This is a genomic window from Nocardia mikamii NBRC 108933, assembly GCF_001613505.1.
Classification (GTDB): domain Bacteria; phylum Actinomycetota; class Actinomycetes; order Mycobacteriales; family Mycobacteriaceae; genus Nocardia; species Nocardia mikamii.
This window is the reverse complement of record NZ_BDCM01000014.1, coordinates 255,116-274,055: the sequence shown is the minus strand read 5'-3', so window position 1 is coordinate 274,055 and position 18,940 is coordinate 255,116. Positions and strand designations below refer to the sequence as shown.

The following is an 18,940-nucleotide window of genomic DNA, read 5'->3' as shown; positions in this document are numbered from 1 at the left end:
ACCCGGCTTCGCGTGTCGAGGGTGTCGGTGCGGACGACTACCCTGGCTGGCGGATTCGACGGTGTGATCGCGGTGGCGGGAAGGACGGTGACGTGCGCGGGGTCCGGGAGAGGCTCGATGCGGCCGCACTGCGGCAGTGGGGTGCGCTGTGTGTGGAACGTCTGCTCGCGCACCGCGAGGAGATCAACGCGCTGAACGTCTTCCCGGTGGCCGATTCCGACACCGGAACCAATCTGCTCATCACCATGCGCGCCGCACTCGCGGCGACACACGAGCACGGCGCCGCCGGCCCGCCCGGCGCCGCCGCCGATCCGCTCGGCGCCATGGCCCGGGCCGCGACCGCCGCGGCGTGCGGTAATTCGGGGATCATCCTGTCGCAGGTGCTGCGGGGGCTGGCCGAATCGGCCGATCGCGACGACCTCACCGCGGCCACGCTGCGCACCGCGTTGCGCCGGGCGGCGGTCCTGGTCCGGGAATCGCTGAGCGAGCCGGTCGAGGGCACCATGCTCACCGTGCTGGAAGCGGCCGCGGACCGAGCCGAGGACTGCGCGGAGGAGACGGTGGCCGCGGTGGCCGTCGCCGCCGCCGACGGCGCGGTGAAGGCACTGGGGGAGACACCGTCACAACTGGTCGTGCTGCGTGCGGCCGGTGTGGTCGATGCCGGGGCGCGCGGGCTGCTGGTACTGCTGGACGCCCTGGTGGAGGTGTGCACCGGGAGCGCGCCCGCGCGTCCGGTCTACCGGGTGACGGCTTCGGGTCCCGCGCGGACGGCGGCCGGACCGGCGCGTCACGCTGCCGGCGATGCGGATCCGCCGGACGTGCATGCGAACGACACCGCGGTGCATGCGGATTCGCCTTCGGGGCGGCCGGGGAACGCCCCGGTGGAAGTGATCGCGGGCGACGGCCCCGTGACGAGTCGCGCCGTACCGCGGGGGAATTCCGATTACGCGCACATCGTGAGTGCACAGAACGGTTCGAAAGATGCTGTGCTGCCGGTGATGTCGCCGCGGCGCGCGTCCGGCACGGAGGCCGTGCGGCGTGCCGGGAAGGAATCCGGCCGGCGCGACCGGGCGAGCGTGCCCCACTACGAGGTCATGTTCCGGATCGTCGAGACCGATCCGGTGCGGATCGACCGGCTGCGTGATGCCCTTGCCGCGCTGGGGGATTCGGTGGTCGTGGTCGGCGACGGCGAGGGCAGCTGGTCGGCGCACGTGCATTGCGCCGATGCCGGCGCCGCGGTGGAGGCGGGTCTGGCCGCCGGAGCCCTGGGCAATATCCGGATCGAGGGTTTGTTCGGTACTTCCGTTGCCGCGCAAGGACAGTCCGATCGAGGCATTCTCGCGATCGCCACCGGCGCGGGGGCGGTGCGGTTGTTCGAGGATGCCGGTGCGGTCGTGCTCACCGGCGCGGTGACCGCCGATCGACTGCTCGCCGCCATTCGCGCGATGCCGCAGCGGGAAGTGCTGGTGCTGCCCAACGGGGCGTTGCCGGCGCCGGAGCTGGTGGCGATCGGCATGGCCGCCCGGGACGGGTGGCGTGAGGTGATGATGCTGCCCAGCGGCTCCATGGTGCAGGGGCTGGCGGCGCTCGCCCTGCACGACAGCGGCAGCCTGGCCGTCGACGACGCGCTGACGATGTCCCAGTCGGCCGCCAGTACCCGGTGGGGTGCGGTCCGCGTCGCCGCCGAACGCGCGCTGACCATCGTCGGCACGTGCGAGCAGGGCGACGGGCTCGGCCTCGTGGGCCATGACGTGGTCGTCATCGATCCGGACCTGCGCCTGGCCGCCCGCACCCTGCTCGATCGCATGCTCGGCCTGGGCGGGGAACTGGTGACGCTGCTGCTCGGCGCGCAGGCGCCGGCCGGGTTGGCGGACGAGCTCACCGCACACATCACCACGGAATTTCCCGGCGTGGAGGTCGTCACCTACGACGGCGGTCAGGCCGTGGACCTGGTCCAGATCGGGGTGGAGTAGATGGCGACACTGAGCGACCGGCTCGATCACGTGCTGGGGGTGAAGGCGGCCGAACCGCTGGCCGACGCCTTCGATATGCATATCGTCGAGGATCTCTTGCGGCACTATCCGCTGCGTTACGCCACTCAGGGCCAGCCGCTCACCGAGGAGGCCCCCGAGGAGGGCGCCCACATCACGGTGGTGGGCCGGGTGAGCAAGACCGAACTGCGGCCGATGCGCCAGCGTCGCGGCAAACTGCTCAAGGTGGAACTCGACACCGGCTCCGCGAAACCGGTGGAGATCACCTTCTTCAACGGCGACAAGGTGAATTACCTTGTCAAACAGGGTGTTCGAGCCATGATGTCGGGGACCGTGCACTGGTGGCGGCCGGACCGCTGGAATCTGTCGCATCCGTCGTATCTGATCCTGCCCGAAACAGCCGAATCGGTGGACAGTCTCACCTCCGTGCGTGGCGGCGGCGCCCTCCGCGGTCTGGCGGAGAGCGCGAAAGGCGCTGAGGGCGTGGATATCTCGTTCTTCGAACGGGAGTACATCCCGGTGTATCCGGCGACGGCGAAGGTGCAGAGCTGGGACATTCTGGCGTGTGTGCGGCAGGTGCTCGACCAACTGGACCCGATCGATGATCCGCTGCCGCAGGACCTTCGCCAAGACCACGAACTGCTTCCCGTCTCGGACGCGCTGCGGCTGATCCACCTGCCCGAACGCAAATCCGATATCGACCAGGCACGCCGGCGGCTGCGCTTCGACGAGGCGCTGGCGCTGCAGCTGGTTCTGGCCCAGCGCCGCCACGACGCCGCCGGGCGCACCGCCCGGCCGTGCCCGCCGCGCTCCGACGGTATCGCCGCCGAATTCGAACAGCGCCTGCCGTTCGAGTTGACCGCCGGCCAGAACAAGGTGATCGCCGAGATCTCCGCAGACCTGTCGCGACCGCATCCGATGCACCGGTTGTTGCAGGGGGAGGTCGGTTCCGGTAAGACCATCGTCGCCCTGCACGCGATGTTGCAGGTGGTCGACGCCGGACTGCAGTGTGCCCTGCTGGCGCCGACGGAAGTCCTTGCCGCCCAGCATTATCGGTCGCTGCGGTCGATGCTCGGCGATCTCGGTGACGCGGGTGAACTGGGCGCCGCCGACCATGCCACCAAGGTAGTGCTGCTGACCGGTTCGATGTCGGCGAGTGCGAAGAAGGCGGCACTGCTGGACGTGGTGACCGGGACGGCCGGCATCGTGATCGGCACGCACGCGCTGATCCAGGACGCGGTCGAATTCTTCGATCTGGGCATGGTGATCGTCGACGAACAGCACCGCTTCGGCGTGGAGCAGCGAGACGCGTTGCGCGCCAAGGCGAAAGACGGCATCACCCCGCATCTGCTGGTGATGACCGCGACGCCGATTCCGCGCACCATCGCGATGACCACCCTCGGCGATCTGGAAACCTCCACCCTGACCGAACTGCCGCGCGGCCGCTCACCCATCACCACCCGGGTGGTGCCGGCCCGAATGAAACCGGCATGGGTCGAGCGCGCCTGGGAGCGGATCCGGGAAGAGGTGGCGGCGGGCCGGCAGGCCTATGTGGTGTGCTCGCGCATCGGCGACGAGGAGGACGACGGCGCACCCAAGAAGGGCGCCAAGTCGAAAGGTAAGGGCCGCGCACAAACCGGCGACGACACGGGCGAGGCGCCGACCACCCACGCCGCGGTCGACGTCTTCGAGACGCTGCGCACCGGGCCGCTGGCGGATCTGCGTCTCGGACTGTTGCACGGCCGGCTGCCGGCCGACGACAAGGATCGCGTGATGCGCTCGTTCAACGACGGCGATATCGATGTGCTGGTCTGCACCACCGTCGTCGAGGTCGGCGTCGATGTGCCCAACGCGACCGTCATGGTCATCGTGGACGCCGACCGGTTCGGCGTCAGCCAGCTGCATCAGCTGCGCGGCCGCGTGGGCCGCGGCAAGCATCCCGGTCTGTGCCTGCTCATCACCGAAACCTCGCCGATGGGTACGGCCATGGCACGGCTGGAGGCGGTGGCCGGCACGCTCGACGGTTTCGAACTGTCGGTGCTCGATCTGCGGCAGCGCCGGGAGGGCGATGTGCTGGGTTCGGCGCAGTCGGGTACCGCGCGCAGCCTGAAACTGCTCTCCTTGCTCGACGATCTCGACGTCATCACCACCGCCCAGGTGCTGGCGCGGGAGGTCGTCGACGCCGATCCGGGGCTGACCGACCATCCGGGATTGGCGAATATGATGCATGCCGCCGTCGATTCCGAGCGGCTGGAATATCTGGCGAAGTCCTGATCAGCGGACCGCGGGCGGGTACGGCAGATCGACGCTGGAGTTCTCGGTGACCGCCAGCGGGCGGCCGATCTGCGGGAACGCGCGCTGCGGGCAGGCGGGCCGCTCGCACACCTTGCATCCGGCGCCGATCGGCACTGCCGCGGCCGGCTCGTCGAGCTGCAGGCCTTGCGAATACACCAGTCGATCGGCGTATTCGATATCGCAGCCCAGCCCGACCGCGAATTCCTTGGTGGCGGTGCCGAATCCGTGCGGACTGGGATAGGTCGTGCGCGCGATCCACAGATAGCGGCGACCGTCCGGCATGGCCGCGACCTGCGTGAGGATCCGGCCGGGATGGGAGAACGCCTCGTGCACCACCCACAGCGGACAGCTGCCGCCCACCCGGGAGAAGTGAAAGGCGGTGGCGGACTGGCGTTTCGAGATATTCCCCGCGCGGTCGGTGCGGACGAAGAAGAACGGCACTCCGCGCTGCCCCTGCCGCTGCAGGGTGCTCAGCCGGTGACAGACCGTTTCGAAGCCGACCTCGAAACGCAGGGAGAGCAGGTCGATGTCGTAGGACAGTTCCTCGGCCGACCGCAGGAACCTCCCGTACGGCAGCACCACCGCGCCCGCGAAATAGTTGGCCAGGCCGACCCGGGCCAGGGCCCGCGATTCACCGACCAGCGACGGGGTCGCGTCGAGGACCTCGTCGAGCAGATCGCCGTGCAGCAGGAAGGCGAGCGTGGTGGCGATCTGGAATGCGCGCTGACCGGGGCGCAGCCGGCGCGCGAGGATGAGGGTGCGGGTCTCGGGGTCGTAGCGCCGCTTCGGAACGGCGGGATCGGCGCCGTCGCCGCGGACCAGAACGGTGACTCCGGCTCGCTCCTCGGCCACGCGGGCCAGTTGGCGATCGATCGATCCGATGGTCAGCCCGCATTCGTCGAACAGTCGTTCGGCGGCCAGATCCAGTTGAGGGATGTGGTTGTGATGGTCGTAGAAGAAGTCACGCACATCCTCGTAGGGCATCGGGACGCCGGGCGCCCCGGCGGGGGCGGCGACCTTCGACGACAACAGATCGAGCTGATCGGTCGTGGCGCGCAGACGGCGATGCATCGCGACGATGGTCTTGGCGACCTCCGGCAGCCGGGTGGCGAGATCTTCGACCTCCGCGGCCGGCGGGGCGGTACCGCCGGCCGCCTCCACCAGCACCTCGTGCAGGTCCGACACCAGGCGTGCGTCGGAGTCGGCGGCGAAGAATTGCACATCCAGATCGAAGGTCGAATTGAGCTTCAGGAGAACGGGAATCGTCAGGGGCCGCTGGTCGCGTTCGAGCTGATTGAGATAGCTGGGCGAAAGCTCCAACGACTTGGCCAGGGCGGCCTGGGTCATCCGTCGTTCTTCGCGCAACCGCCGTAACCGGGCACCCGCATACATCTTGCGCACGCCGCAGATGCTACCTTCACATCTTCGCAATCATTGCAATTTCGCGAGTCGGCGCGTACAAAAATCTGCTGTTGCAAGCGGTTTTGATCAACTTCGGTGATGCGTAGCGTGCGAAGTATGGGGACGGATCCAGTGGGTGGGCGATAGCGGAAGTGCTGCTCGGAGGTGGTGAACTACCGGGTGGAAAAGGTTGCCGGAAAGCCTGCTGGTGCGCGCCGGAGACAGATTTCCGACAGCCTGACCGGTCGGCGACCCGCGTCCGGGCGAGTCGCCGACCGAACGGCATCAGCGCACCAGGGCGGCCGCCTCGACCATATTGCGCAGCGACGCCTCCACCTCGGCGCGGCCGCGGGTCTTGAGCCCGCAGTCCGGATTCACCCACAGCCGCTCCGCCGGAACGGCTTTCATCGCTTCACGCAGCGAGTTCTCGATCTCGCTCACGCTCGGCACCCGCGGCGAGTGGATGTCGTAGACGCCGGGCCCGATGCCGAGCGCGTATCCGGCGGTGGTGAGATCGTCGAGGATCTCCATATGCGAGCGCGCCGCCTCCACCGACGTGACATCGGCATCCAATGCCGCGATGGCGCCGATGATCTCGCCGAATTCGGAGTAGCACAGATGGGTGTGGATCTGGGTGTCGTCGCGGACCCCGGCGGTGGCCAGGCGGAACGCGCCCACGGCCCAGTCCAGGTACTGGCGCTGATCATCGCGGCGCAGGGGCAGCAGCTCCCGCAGCGCGGGTTCGTCGACCTGGACGATGCGGATGCCGGCGGCCTCCAGATCCACCGTCTCGTCGCGAATGGCCAGCGCCACCTGCCGCGCGGTGTCGGCGAGCGGCTGATCGTCGCGCACGAACGACCAGGCCAGAATCGTGACCGGGCCGGTCAGCATGCCCTTGACCGGCTTGCCGGTCAGCGATTGGGCGTAGGTGCTCCACTCGACGGTCATCGGCGCGGTGCGCACGACGTCGCCGTAGAGGATCGGCGGGCGCACGCAGCGGGTGCCGTAGGACTGCACCCAGCCGTTGTCGGTGGCGGCGAATCCGTCGAGCTGTTCGGCGAAGTACTGAACCATGTCGTTGCGCTCGGGTTCGCCGTGCACGAGGACGTCGAGCCCCAGATTCTCCTGTAGCGCAATCACATCCGCGATCTCGGCGCGCATCCGCTCGCGATATTGCGCGTCGTCGATCGTGCCGGCGCGCAGGTCCGCTCGGGCGGTGCGGATCGCGGTGGTCTGCGGATAGGAGCCGATCGTGGTCGTCGGCAGCAGCGGCAGGCGCAGCTGTGCGCGCTGCAGCTCGCGGCGGCGCTGCGCCGGCGCCCGCCGCGCCTGATCCTCACCGAGGCCGGCGAGCCGGGCCCGCACCGCCTCGTTGTGCAGACGCGAATCGCAGCGACGGCTCTCGATCGCGGCGCGCGATGCGTCGAGCTCCGCGGCGACCGCCTCGGGGCCCGCGCCGACCGCGTGCGCCAGGACCCGCACCTCCTCGATCTTCTCGGCGCCGAAAGCCAGCCACGACCGCAACACCGGATCCAGACCGGGCTCCGCGTCCAGCGAATACGGCACATGCAGCAGTGAACTCGAGGTCGACACCGCCAGCGCGCCGACCGAACCCAGCAGGGTGGCCAGCTCGCTCAGCGCCGCTTCCAGGTCCGTGCGCCAGATGTTGCGGCCGTCCACCACGCCGGCCACCACCAGTTTGTCCGCCAGGGCGGGGACGGCAGCGACCTCGGAAATGGTTGTGCCGGACCGGAAGTCGAGTGCCACTCCCTCGACGGGGGTGGCGGCCAGCACGCTCAGCGCCGGGCCCGGGGAGCCGAAGTAGGTGGCCACCAGGATGCTCGGCCGCCGGTCCCCGTCGGTCAACGCGGCGTAGGTGGTGCCGACGGTGCCCATTTCCGCCTCGGAGAGGTCGCGCACCAGCACGGGTTCGTCGATCTGGACCCAGGCGGCGCCCGCGTCGGCCAGCCGGGCCAGCAGGTCCCGGTACAGCGGGATCAGCTCGGCCAGCCGGTCCATCGGCGCGACGCCGTCGACACCTTTGGACAGGGCCAGGAAGGTCAGCGGGCCGATCACCACCGGGCGGGCGGCGATGCCCAGCTCACGCGCCTCGCGCAGCTGGCCGAGCAGTGCCGACGGATCGAGGGCGAACCGGGTGTCCGGGCCGATTTCCGGCACCAGATAGTGGTAGTTGGTGTCGAACCATTTGGTCATCTCCAGTGGTTCGACGCCCTCGGCGCCGCGCGCGGCGGCGAAATAGCGGTCCAGCGGATCGGCGATGCCGGCGACTCGAGGCGGCAGCGCGCCCAGCATGACCGCGGTATCGAGCATCTGGTCGTAGAACGAGAAGGTGCCCACCGGTACCGCGTCGAGGCCGGCCTCGCGCGCCGCGGTCCAGCCCTGCGCACGCAGCCGCCGGGCGACGGCCCGCAGTTCGGCGGCGTCGATCCGGCCGGCCCAATAACTTTCGACGGCACGTTTGAGTTCGCGCCGCGGCCCGATGCGCGGCAGGCCCAGAACCGTTGCGGTGAAACGAGTATGCGTTGTGACAGTCACGGTGTTCTCCAGGAGTGGAAGCCACAGGTCACCGCCGCACGACGGACGAAGCCCCGAAAAACACTGCCGCACCGGGGTATTCCGGTGTGCCGCGGGTCCGCCCGCCCGATCCACGAGGCGGTGGCCGCCGGATACGGCGTATCCGGCACAACCGGCAGGTCTTCGGACTCACAGGCATCGGTCGTGCGGACCGTCCGGAGAGGGGCCCCGGATGTCGCCTACTGGCCGTCGCTTCCCGGAATGGATCCAGTGCTCATGACGGCGGTCGTTCCTGTTCACCGCTGCGGGACAGTCCCGGATTCTCACCGGGTTCCCTCTCGCCGGCCCGCGAGGACCGGTTTCGACGCTGCGCGCGACGCTCGGGGCTCCAACTCGTCGACGGCAGCGAACCAGCTGCGTTCCCGAGCGTAATCCACCGCGAGCGGCATGGGAAACACCGCCCGCGCGGTCGCCTATGTTTCCGCTGGAAGAACACAACTTCGCAGACTCGCCGATCCGGTTTGTGAGGATGGCTGCGAAGCCGTATTCACTGTCCGGCCCCGCTCATCGGGCAGGTACCTTTATCGAATGTTCTCCAAAGTGCTGGTCGCCAACCGCGGGGAAATCGCCATCCGTGCCTTCCGTGCCGCCTACGAGCTCGGCATCGGCACCGTGGCGGTTTTCCCCTACGAAGATCGCAACTCGGTGCATCGCCTCAAGGCCGACGAGTCGTATCAAATCGGTGTCCCCGGACATCCCGTGCGTGCCTACCTCTCGATTCCCGAGATCATCAGCGCCGCCAAGTCGGCCGGCGCCGATGCGGTCTACCCCGGCTACGGCTTCCTGTCGGAGAATCCGGACCTCGCGGCGGCGTGTGCGGCGGAGGGCATCACCTTCATCGGTCCCTCGGCCGAGGTGCTCGAACTGACCGGTAACAAGGCCCGGGCCATCGCGGCGGCGAAGGCCGCCGGGCTTCCGGTGCTGAACTCCAGCGCGCCCTCGGCCGATGTCGAGGAGTTGCTGCGTGCTTCGGAGCAGATGGAGTTCCCGGTGTTCGTGAAGGCGGTCGCCGGTGGCGGTGGCCGGGGTATGCGCCGGGTGGCGGACCGGGTGCAGCTGCGCGAGGCGATCGAGGCGGCCATGCGCGAGGCGGAGTCGGCGTTCGGGGACGCGACGGTGTTCCTCGAGCAGGCGGTGATCAACCCGCGTCATATCGAGGTGCAGATCCTGGCCGATCAGCACGGCAACGTCATGCATCTGTTCGAGCGCGACTGTTCGCTGCAGCGGCGGCACCAGAAGGTGATCGAGCTGGCGCCCGCGCCGAATCTGGATCCCGCGCTGCGGGAACGTATTTGCGCGGACGCGGTGGCCTTCGCGCGGCAGATCGGGTACTCCTGCGCCGGCACCGTGGAGTTCCTGCTCGACGAGCGCGGCCGTCACGTGTTCATCGAGATGAACCCGCGCATCCAGGTCGAGCACACGGTGACCGAGGAGATCACCGACGTCGACCTCGTGCAGTCGCAGCTGCGCATCGCGGCCGGCGAGTCGCTGGCGGATCTGGGGCTGAGCCAGGACAGCGTGTCGATCCACGGTGCCGCGCTGCAGTGCCGGATCACGACCGAGGATCCGGCCAACGGCTTCCGCCCCGACACCGGACGCATCACCGCCTACCGCTCGCCCGGCGGCGGTGGTATCCGCCTCGACGGCGGTGCGAACCTCGGCGCCGAGGTCGGCGCGCACTTCGACTCCATGCTGGTGAAGCTGACCTGTCGCGGCCGCGACTTCGGCGCGGCGGTGGCGCGGGCCCGGCGCGCGGTGGCGGAGTTCCGCATCCGTGGCGTGGCCACGAACATCCCGTTCCTACAGGCGGTGCTCGACGATCCGGACTTCCGGGCCGGGCGGATCACCACCTCGTTCATCGACGAGCGTCCGGAGCTGCTGACCCAGCGCGGTTCGGCCGACCGCGGCACCCGCATCCTGCGCTATCTGGCCGACGTGACGGTGAACAAGCCGCACGGTGAGCGGCCGACGGCGGTCTATCCGCACGACAAGCTGCCGGTGATCGATCTGACTGCGCCGCCGCCGGACGGCACCCGTCAGCGCCTGCTCGAGCTGGGGCCCGAGGGGTTCGCGCGCTGGCTGCGTGAGCGCGCCGCCGTCGGCGTCACCGACACCACGTTCCGCGACGCCCATCAATCGCTGCTCGCCACCCGGGTGCGGACACGCGGACTGCTGACGGTGGCCGGACACGTGGCGCGGATGACGCCGGAACTGCTGTCGGTCGAGTGCTGGGGTGGCGCGACCTACGATGTGGCGCTGCGGTTCCTGTACGAGGATCCGTGGGAGCGCCTGGCCGCCCTGCGGGAGGCGATTCCGAACATCTGCCTGCAGATGCTGCTGCGCGGACGCAACACCGTCGGCTACACGCCGTATCCGGAGCAGGTGACGCGGGCGTTCGTGCGGGAGGCCACCGATACCGGGATCGACATCTTCCGGATCTTCGACGCGCTCAACAATGTGGATCAGATGCGGCCGGCGATCGACGCGGTGCGTGAGACCGGGACCGCGCTGGCCGAGGTCGCGATGTCCTACACCGGCGACCTGTCGAATCCGAACGAGAACCTCTACACCCTCGACTACTACCTGAAGCTCGCCGAGCAGATCGTCGACGCCGGTGCGCACGTGCTGGCGATCAAGGACATGGCCGGACTGCTGCGGGCGCCGGCCGCGCATACGCTGGTGACGGCGCTGCGCAGCAACTTCGATCTGCCGGTGCACGTGCATACCCACGACACCCCCGGCGGTCAGCTCGCCACCTATCTGGCCGCCTGGCAGGCCGGCGCCGACGCCGTGGACGGGGCGAGCGCACCGATGGCCGGCACCACGAGCCAGCCCGCACTGTCGGCGATCGTCGCCGCGGCCGCGCATTCGCCCTACGACACCGGTCTGAACCTCGACGCCGTGTGCGACCTCGAGCCGTACTGGGAGGCGTTGCGCAAGGTGTACGCGCCCTTCGAGTCCGGGTTGCCGGGGCCGACGGGCCGGGTGTATCACCACGAGATTCCGGGCGGGCAGCTGTCGAATCTGCGGCAGCAGGCCATCGCGCTCGGGCTGGGCGACCGGTTCGAGGAGGTCGAGGCGAAATACGCGTCCGCCGACCGCCTGCTGGGCCGGCTGGTCAAGGTCACCCCGTCCTCGAAGGTCGTCGGTGATCTCGCCCTGTCGCTCGTCGGATCCGGTGTGGACGTGGACGATTTCGCCACCGATCCGGCGCGCTACGACATCCCGGACTCGGTCATCGGTTTCCTGCGCGGCGAACTCGGCACCCCGGCCGGTGGCTGGCCCGAACCCTTCCGCAGCCGTGCCCTCGAGGGCCGCGGCCCGGCGAAGCCGGAAGTTCCGTTGACCGCGGAAGACGCCGCGGCGCTGGACGGAACGTCGCAGCAGCGCCGAGAGACGCTGAACCGGTTGCTGTTTCCCGCACCCACCGCGGAATTCCTGGCGCACCGGGAGAAGTACGGCGACACCACCGGCTTGTCGGCGAATCAGTTCTTCTACGGATTGCGCCACGGCGAGGAACACCGCGTCGAACTGGAGAAGGGCGTCACCCTGCTGATCGGTCTGGAGGCGATCTCCGAGCCGGACGAGCGGGGTATGCGCACGGTCATGTGCATCCTCAACGGGCAGCTGCGCCCGGTACAGGTGCGCGACCGCTCGATCGCCAGCGAGGTCCCGGTGGCGGAGAAGGCCGACAAGAACAACGCAGGCCACATCGCCGCCCCCTTCGCCGGTGTCGTCACGCTGACCGTCGGCGAAGGTGACACGGTCGCCGCCGGTGACACGGTCGGCACGATCGAGGCGATGAAGATGGAAGCCGCCATCACCGCACCCCGCGCCGGCGTCGTCGCCCGCGTCGCGATCGGCACGGTGCAGCAGGTGGAAGGTGGCGACCTACTGGTGGAACTGCGCACGAACGAGACCGCGGCCGAATGACGGTGCCGGTCGGCCACATTCGGGCGCGGTGCGGGGGCCGGCCGTGATCGGTCACGGACCGGCTCGCGCGTATCGCATGCCGGCGGACCGGTCGATGTCGTCGTGCGGGCGGGGCCGACCCGCCCGCACGGTCCCGCGCCCCCGCCTTGCCGTGGCGGAGGGATCGCGGTGACCCGGATCGTCGCGGGCACGGCGGGTGGTCGGCGGCTGCGGGTTCCGCCCGCGGGAACCAGGCCCACCTCGGACCGGGTGCGGGAAGCGCTGTTCAACGCGCTCACCGCGCGCCTGGATTTCGACGGCATCCGAGTGCTCGACCTCTACGCCGGTTCCGGGGCCCTCGGCCTGGAGGCACTGTCGCGCGGCGCGTCCCATGCCCTGCTGGTCGAATCCGATCGCAAGGCGGCCGCGGTGATTCGCGGAAATATCACGGATCTGGATGTGCCCGGCGCCGAAATGCGATCGGGCACAGTCGCTTCCGTACTGGCGACAGCACCGGCCGAGCCGTACGACCTGGTGCTGTCCGACCCGCCCTACGCGGTCGCCGACGCCGCTGTCGAGACCGACCTGCGGGCGTTGGCGGCCAACGGCTGGCTGTACGGGGACGCGCTGATCGTCGTCGAGCGGTCGGCGCGATCACCGGAAACGGCATGGCCCGCAGGCTATTCGGCGTTGAAATCGCGCCGATACGGCGAAACCCGCGTCGACCTGGCGGAATACCACGGGTGATCCCGGCTCGGCCGACGGTCGTTTCGCGGCGACCCCTCAGCCGCGACGTTCGGCGATGCGAGCCAGCAGGCGTTTGTGCACGGCCGGCGGCAGCATGCCGGTGACGTCGCCGCCGAAGGTCGCGACCTCCTTGACCAGGGAACTGGACAGGAAGCTCAGCGCCGGGTTGGTGGCCAGGAAGTAGGTGTCGACGCCCGAGAGGTGTTTGTTCATCTGGGCCATCTGCATCTCGTACCCGAGATCGGTGGCATCGCGCAGGCCCTTGACCATGGCGGTGATGCCCTGTTCGCGAGCGAAATCGACCAGCAGTCCGTACCAGGATTCGATCCGCACGTTCGGCAGATCGGCGGTCGCCTCGCGCAACATCTCGATCCGCTCGTCGACGCTGAACATGCCCTGCTTGCTCTTGTTGATCATCACGGTCACGACCACCTCGTCGAACTGCGCGGCCGCGCGGGAGATGACGTCGATATGCCCGTTGGTCACCGGATCGAAGGACCCGGGGCACAGTGCTCCAGCCATGCAGCGACGCTAACAGGTCCCGGCAGGCCCAGCCGATCGTGGTCGTCACAGCGCACGCAGCCGCAGCGGCGTCGGGGCCGGAAGCGGAGCGGGGCGGATGTAGCCACGGGGACGCTGCTCGCGCGCCCGGTTCAGCGCGGCGTGCACGCGCTCCGCGGCGATTCCGGTGCTCACCTCGCGCCAGGTGGTGCGGATCGACCGAAATCCGTAGCGGCGCAACACCACATCCGGCGCTCGGCGGGATGGCCCGTCGTGTACGCGGGCTCTTCTCGTCCGGTGCCCGTCGATCTCGAGCACCACGCCGGTCCGGCCCAGGTACAGATCCGCCGTCCCCAGCACCCTCCCGTCGTCGGCATGGATCACTCCACCCGCGGCAGCCGGCGGGAATCCGAGCAGCCGCAGCCGCACGCGGATCCGGGAGTGGTCCACTCCGGCGCTGCGCGGATCGAGGAAACCGATCACGTGCCGGGCACCGTCGACGCCGCGCCGGCCGCGGGCGCGGGCCAGTTCGTGCGCCAATGCCGCTGCGGTGACGCCGAATTCGCGGGCGAGGGCGTCGCCGACGACGACCGCGGATTCGAACGGAAGCGTGCGCGCCAGATCGACGACGGTACGGGCGGGACTGGTGACCAGCAGCCCGTCCCGTTCGGCCACGACGGGGACCGGTGCGCAATGCACCGTCAGATTCGGCTTGATGCGCCCGCCGTGGCGTCGATTGCGCGTCACGTGCACGCGGTCCAGCAGCGCCGGGGACATCGGCGCACCCAGCAGTACCGCCGCCGATTGATGGCTGGCCACGGCGTCGGCCGCCATCTCCGGCAGCACCGCCGCCACCGCCAGCCGGTGCCGCGCCACGCCGTCCAGTTCGGCGAGTACCGAGGCCTCCGCGTACGCCCCGCGCCGCACCCGCCGCCAACTTCCGATCGCACACCGCCGCCGGATCTCGTCGTCGCTGACCCCGATCGACACCACGTCACGACGCCGATGCAGCCCCCCGGCGCCGGCCTGCCGCCATGGGCCGCACAGGATTTCGGCACACCCGCTGTCGTGGGTCACTGCGGGTCCTGGTGTGGACGGGTGCGGCGCGGGCGGGGCAGTGGGCAGGGGATCGGTACCCGAGGGCGCGGGGACGCGGCCGAGCGCAGACCTGCGCGCCAGAGGGTGGGTCTTCCCGGGCAGTGGTTCCCCGAACGATGGTGCATTGCCGAACCTCCCACGATGAGAACTCGCAACGACGTTTGCTGAGTTAGGACGTGGGGTACAGAGGCTCGGTTCCTTGCTCACATGACCAGATTGCAGCCGCACCCCGTGCGTGAGCACGCGGGGCGATCAGAACACCCAGAGCCGCAGGGTGAGGAAGCGCAGCGCGCCGACTCCGGCGGTGATGCCGATGACGGCGATCGCCTCGGTGACGTCGTCGAGTCCGGGCGCCGCGATATCGAGGATTGCCAGCGCCCCCGAGGTGATGGCGAGTCCGGCCAGCGCCAGTCCACCGCCCTCGAGTTGGGCGGCGAGCCAGCCGACCCGGTCGGCGGCGTGGAAGGTGAGGCGGCGGTGCAGTTCGTTGGCCAGAGCCGTGCTGACGATGGATCCGGTCAGGTTGGCGAGCTGCGGCCCGCCGCTGTAGCAGGCCAGGAACAGCAGAAAGTAGCCGATATTGCTGAAACCGCCGACCAGTGCGAAGCGGACGAGTTGCGGCAGCCAGTGGTCGCCGCGCAGATAGCCGGCGAAGCGGGAGGCCAGGCCGCGGATGTGAGGCGGGGTTTGCTGCGGCTCCGGCGTCTCGGCCAGCAATTCGCTGTGCACGATGGATACACCCGGATCGGGCTGTGGGTTCACCCACATACCCGGAGGTGCCGGATAAAGGACAACCATTGTCGTTCCGATCGCACAGTGCCGGACGCCCGTTGGCGACGGGTTCCGGCTGGTCTACCGCTCGGTAGAAAAGATAGCACCAAGCGGAGAGATTTCCTCCACTTGATTTGTGTGGGATAGGAAACACCGCCCGACACACCGATGGTGATCTGGGCAGACACGCGGGATGCGGGCACACTGGGGCCGAGAGCAGTAGTTCGGCACGAGAGTGGGGTCAGCAGGATGTATCGCGTATTCGAGGCACTCGACGAACTGGTCGCGATCGTCGAAGAGGCGCGGGGTATCCCGCCGACCCGCAACTGCATCGTGCCCCGCGGTGAGGTGCTGGAACTGCTCGACGATGTGCGTGAGGCGCTGCCCGGCGAACTCGACGACGCCCAGGACGTGCTCGACCACCGCGACAAGATCGTCTCCGACGCCCGCAATTCCGCCGAGGCGACGGTGACCGGCGCCAACGACCAGGCCGAACAGACCGTCGCCGGCGCCCGCGAGGAGGCCGACCGGCTGCTCGCCGACGCCAAGGCGCACGCCGACCGGATGGTCGCCGAGGCCCGCGCGCACGCCGATCACCTGGTCGCCACCGCGCAGGCCGAGGCCGACCGCATCGTGACCGACGGCAAGGCCGAGTACGAGGCGCTCACCGGCCGCGCCCGCACCGAATCGGAGCGGATGATCGCGGCGGGTCAGGCCTCCTACGACCGGTCGGTGGCCGAGGGGCAGGCCGAACAGGAACGCCTCGTGTCGCAGACCGAGGTGGTGCGGGCCGCGCATGCGGAATCCGCGCGATTGATCGATGGCGCCCAGACCGAGGCCGACCGGCTGCGCGAGGAGTGCGACCAGTACGTCGATTCCCAGCTCGCCGATTTCGAGGAAACTCTGCACTCGACGCTGCGGACGGTCGGCCGGGGTCGTCAGCAATTGCGGTCGGGGACCGGTATTCCGGACTACGCCGCCGATTTCCGGCGCTGATCCGCGCGCTGGTTCCGGGATTTGGGGGGATCGGCGCAGTTCGCGTACTGTGGAGTGGTTGCCCAAACCCCCTCGAAACGTGAGTGAGTGTCCCATGTCCGCCCAGTCCGGTCCCGGTTCGCGTCGTCGTCAGACGGACGCGGATTTCGTGCTGGACACCCGCAGTCTGGGGCGCGCCCCGGGCTCGATCCGGCAGGTGCATCGGGTCGTCACCGCCCCCGCGAAGATCGGCTTGGACCTGATCGCGATCCCGGCCGGTGCCGAGATCGATCTCGATCTGACCCTGCAGGCGGTCTCGGAGGGTGTGCTGGTCACCGGTTCGGTGTCGGCGCCGATCGAGGGGGAGTGCTCGCGCTGCCTGGAGTCGTTCACCGATGATCTGGAACTCGAGATCACCGAATTGTTCGCCTATCCGGACAGCGCGACCGAGCAGACCACCGAGGAAGACGAGGTCTACCGGCTCGTCGACGACATGATCGACGTCGAGCCGGTGGTCACCGACGCCGTCGGCCTGGAATTGCCGCTGCAACCGCTGTGCGAACCCGATTGCGCCGGGCTGTGCCCGGAATGCGGTGTCCGGATGGCGATTGCGGGTCCGGATCACACGCATGAGATACTGGACCCTCGCTGGGCGGGGCTTGCGAAATTCGCGAGCGAAACCCCCGGCACCGGCGTCTCCGACGCCCCATCAGACGTAGACCGATCTCTTGCCGACCGCCATGGTGCGGCAAGTTCGACGACAGAGGAGAAGTAGTCGTGGCCGTTCCGAAGCGCCGGATGTCTCGTGCCAACACCCACTCGCGGCGCAGCCAGTGGAAGGCCACCGCGCCGACCCTGATCACCTGCCCGAACCGGGCGTGCGGTCAGAAGACCCTTCCGCACATCGCGTGCCCCAACTGCGGCACCTACAAGGGCCGCCAGGTCACCTCGGCCATCTGATCTGCCGATCGGGTAGCCGCGAAGTGACCGCCGGTAAGGACGAAGCGGCCGCACCCGCAGCGGGCGATGCCGCTGACCACGCCAGCCTCCTGGAAGCGCTCGGCGTGGAGGTGCGTCCGGATCTGCTCCGGCTGGCGCTCACCCACCGTTCGTACGCCTACGAGAACGGTGGTCTGCCGACCAACGAACGCCTGGAGTTCCTGGGCGATTCGGTCCTCGGTCTGAGCATCACCGAGCGCCTGTACCTCGAGCATCCGGAGAAATCCGAGGGTGAGCTCGCCAAGCTGCGTGCCAGTGTGGTGAATATGCACGCCCTGGCCGAGGTCGCGCGCGGCCTGGGTGAGGGCGGCCTCGGCCGTCATCTGCTGCTCGGTAAGGGCGAGGAGCTCACCGGCGGTCGGGACAAGGCGAGCATCCTCGCCGACGGGATGGAATCGCTGCTGGGCGCGGTCCATCTGCAACACGGCATCGAGGTCGCGCGCGGAGTCGTGCTGCGCCTGTTCGCCGCACTGCTCGAACGCGGTCCCCGGATGGGCGCCGGCCTGGACTGGAAGACCAGCCTGCAGGAGCTCACCGCGGAACGCGGTATCGGCGTGCCCAGCTACGAGATCACCTCGACCGGTCCGGACCACGACAAGGAATTCACCGCCACCGCGGTGATCGGCGGCACGGCCTACGGGCAGGGCGTCGGCCGGTCGAAGAAGGAAGCCGAGCAGAAGGCCGCCGGCGCCGCCTGGCAGGCGCTCACCGCGGACGGTTCCGCCGAAGCCGGGGACTGATGCCCGAACTGCCCGAGGTCGAGGTGGTGCGGCGTGGACTCGACGAACACGTCGTCGGCCACGTCGTGGAATCGGTCCTGGTCAAACATCCGCGGTCGGTGCGCCGCCACGAACTCGGCGGTGACGATCTCGCCGCCCGGATGGCGGGCCTGCGGATCGAATCGGCCCGCCGCCGCGGCAAATTCCTCTGGCTGACCTTCGACGATCCCGATGCCGCACTCGTCGTCCACCTCGGTATGAGCGGGCAGATGCTGGTGCAGTCCGCGCAGGCGCCGCTGGAGAAGCACGCGCATATCGTCGCCGGACTCGACAACGGCACGCAGCTGCGCTTCATCGATCAGCGCACGTTCGGGGGCTGGGCACTGAACCGGCTGGTCACGGTCGACGGTGAGGAGCTGCCGGAGTCGGTCGTCCACATCGCGCGCGATCCGCTCGATCCCCATTTCGACACCGAGGCCGTGGTCGCGCGCATGCGGACCAAATCCTCCGAGATCAAGCGCGTGCTGCTGGATCAGACGGTGGTCTCGGGCATCGGCAACATCTACGCCGACGAGGCATTGTGGCGAGCCCGCATCCACGGCGAACGCCCCGCCGCGGCGCTCACCCGGCCCGCGCTGCGGCGGCTGCTGAGCGAGGTGCAGGCGGTGATGGGCGCAGCCCTCGACGCGGGCGGCACCTCCTTCGACGCGCTGTATGTCAACGTCAACGGCAATTCCGGATACTTCGAGCGGTCACTGGCCGCCTACGGCCGTGAGGACGAGCCGTGCCGTCGCTGCGGCGCCCCGATCCGCCGCGAGAAGTTCATGAACCGCTCCTCCTACTCCTGTCCGCGATGCCAGCCGAAGCCCCGGCGATAGCGGCGAGCACGCGCTAAATTTGCGGTGTGTCCGATGACGCCACTTCGCATGAAGGGAG

Annotated in this window: 14 protein-coding genes and 1 riboswitch; of the genes, 9 read left to right on the top strand and 5 right to left on the bottom strand. The window is 69.2% G+C overall.

The window, feature by feature from the left end; translation table 11 throughout:
* Nucleotides 1-92: 92 nt before the first annotated feature.
* Together NMI01S_RS22785 and recG are read left to right on the top strand one after the other, a co-directional pair.
* Nucleotides 93-1,973, top strand: coding sequence for a DAK2 domain-containing protein (locus NMI01S_RS22785; protein ID WP_063920820.1), 1,881 nt, complete (start codon nt 93-95; stop codon nt 1,971-1,973).
* Nucleotides 1,974-4,265 (top strand): ATP-dependent DNA helicase RecG, encoded by a 2,292-nt coding sequence (gene recG, locus NMI01S_RS22780; protein WP_063000304.1) that lies wholly within the window; start codon nt 1,974-1,976, stop codon nt 4,263-4,265.
* Here the strand turns inward: recG and NMI01S_RS22775 are convergent, their stop codons facing one another.
* Together NMI01S_RS22775 and metE are read right to left on the bottom strand one after the other, a co-directional pair.
* Nucleotides 4,266-5,687, bottom strand: a complete 1,422-nt coding sequence (locus NMI01S_RS22775; protein WP_174554563.1) for a short-chain fatty acyl-CoA regulator family protein — start codon at nt 5,685-5,687, stop codon at nt 4,266-4,268.
* A 285-nt stretch (nt 5,688-5,972) separates the two neighbouring features.
* A complete protein-coding gene (gene metE, locus NMI01S_RS22770; RefSeq protein ID WP_174554562.1) occupies nt 5,973-8,243 on the bottom strand; it encodes a 5-methyltetrahydropteroyltriglutamate--homocysteine S-methyltransferase in 2,271 nt (756 codons plus the stop codon).
* A gap of 136 nt (nt 8,244-8,379) precedes the next feature.
* A riboswitch (cobalamin riboswitch) is annotated at nt 8,380-8,597 on the bottom strand.
* A gap of 213 nt (nt 8,598-8,810) precedes the next feature.
* Between metE and NMI01S_RS22765 the strand changes: the two genes are divergently transcribed.
* Together NMI01S_RS22765 and rsmD are read left to right on the top strand one after the other, a co-directional pair.
* Complete coding sequence (locus tag NMI01S_RS22765; protein WP_063000302.1) at nt 8,811-12,215, top strand: pyruvate carboxylase; 3,405 nt, start codon at nt 8,811-8,813, stop codon at nt 12,213-12,215.
* 168 nt (nt 12,216-12,383) lie between these two features.
* The gene (gene rsmD, locus NMI01S_RS22760) at nt 12,384-12,941 is read left to right on the top strand and encodes a 16S rRNA (guanine(966)-N(2))-methyltransferase RsmD (RefSeq protein ID WP_063000300.1); all 558 of its coding nucleotides are present in this window, start codon (nt 12,384-12,386) and stop codon (nt 12,939-12,941) included.
* A gap of 36 nt (nt 12,942-12,977) precedes the next feature.
* Here the strand turns inward: rsmD and coaD are convergent, their stop codons facing one another.
* The 3 genes from coaD to NMI01S_RS22745 form a co-directional block, all read right to left on the bottom strand.
* Complete coding sequence (gene coaD / locus NMI01S_RS22755) at nt 12,978-13,463, bottom strand: pantetheine-phosphate adenylyltransferase (protein ID WP_030513019.1); 486 nt, start codon at nt 13,461-13,463, stop codon at nt 12,978-12,980.
* A 45-nt stretch (nt 13,464-13,508) separates the two neighbouring features.
* Nucleotides 13,509-14,519: a PDDEXK family nuclease gene (locus NMI01S_RS22750; protein ID WP_245716982.1), complete on the bottom strand. Its 1,011-nt coding sequence runs from the start codon at nt 14,517-14,519 to the stop codon at nt 13,509-13,511.
* A 273-nt stretch (nt 14,520-14,792) separates the two neighbouring features.
* A complete protein-coding gene (locus tag NMI01S_RS22745) occupies nt 14,793-15,302 on the bottom strand; it encodes a GtrA family protein (RefSeq protein ID WP_369689929.1) in 510 nt (169 codons plus the stop codon).
* A 258-nt stretch (nt 15,303-15,560) separates the two neighbouring features.
* Between NMI01S_RS22745 and NMI01S_RS22740 the strand changes: the two genes are divergently transcribed.
* The 5 genes from NMI01S_RS22740 to mutM all read left to right on the top strand — a co-directional run bounded on the left by NMI01S_RS22740 (nt 15,561) and on the right by mutM (nt 18,882).
* Nucleotides 15,561-16,307 carry a DivIVA domain-containing protein gene (locus tag NMI01S_RS22740; RefSeq protein WP_063000299.1) on the top strand — a complete coding sequence of 249 codons (747 nt, stop codon included), beginning with the start codon at nt 15,561-15,563 and terminating at the stop codon, nt 16,305-16,307.
* Nucleotides 16,308-16,401: 94 nt separating this feature from the next.
* Nucleotides 16,402-17,061, top strand: a complete 660-nt coding sequence (locus NMI01S_RS22735; protein WP_063000298.1) for a YceD family protein — start codon at nt 16,402-16,404, stop codon at nt 17,059-17,061.
* Between the two features lie 2 nt (nt 17,062-17,063).
* Nucleotides 17,064-17,246 (top strand): 50S ribosomal protein L32, encoded by a 183-nt coding sequence (gene rpmF / locus NMI01S_RS22730; RefSeq protein ID WP_030513024.1) that lies wholly within the window; start codon nt 17,064-17,066, stop codon nt 17,244-17,246.
* Between the two features lie 23 nt (nt 17,247-17,269).
* Entirely contained in the window at nt 17,270-18,025 is a 756-nt protein-coding gene (gene rnc, locus NMI01S_RS22725) for a ribonuclease III (protein ID WP_063000297.1), read from the top strand.
* Nucleotides 18,025-18,882, top strand: coding sequence for a bifunctional DNA-formamidopyrimidine glycosylase/DNA-(apurinic or apyrimidinic site) lyase (gene mutM, locus NMI01S_RS22720; RefSeq protein ID WP_063000296.1), 858 nt, complete (start codon nt 18,025-18,027; stop codon nt 18,880-18,882). Before rnc ends, mutM begins: the two co-directional genes overlap by 1 nt.
* Nucleotides 18,883-18,940: the final 58 nt, after the last annotated feature.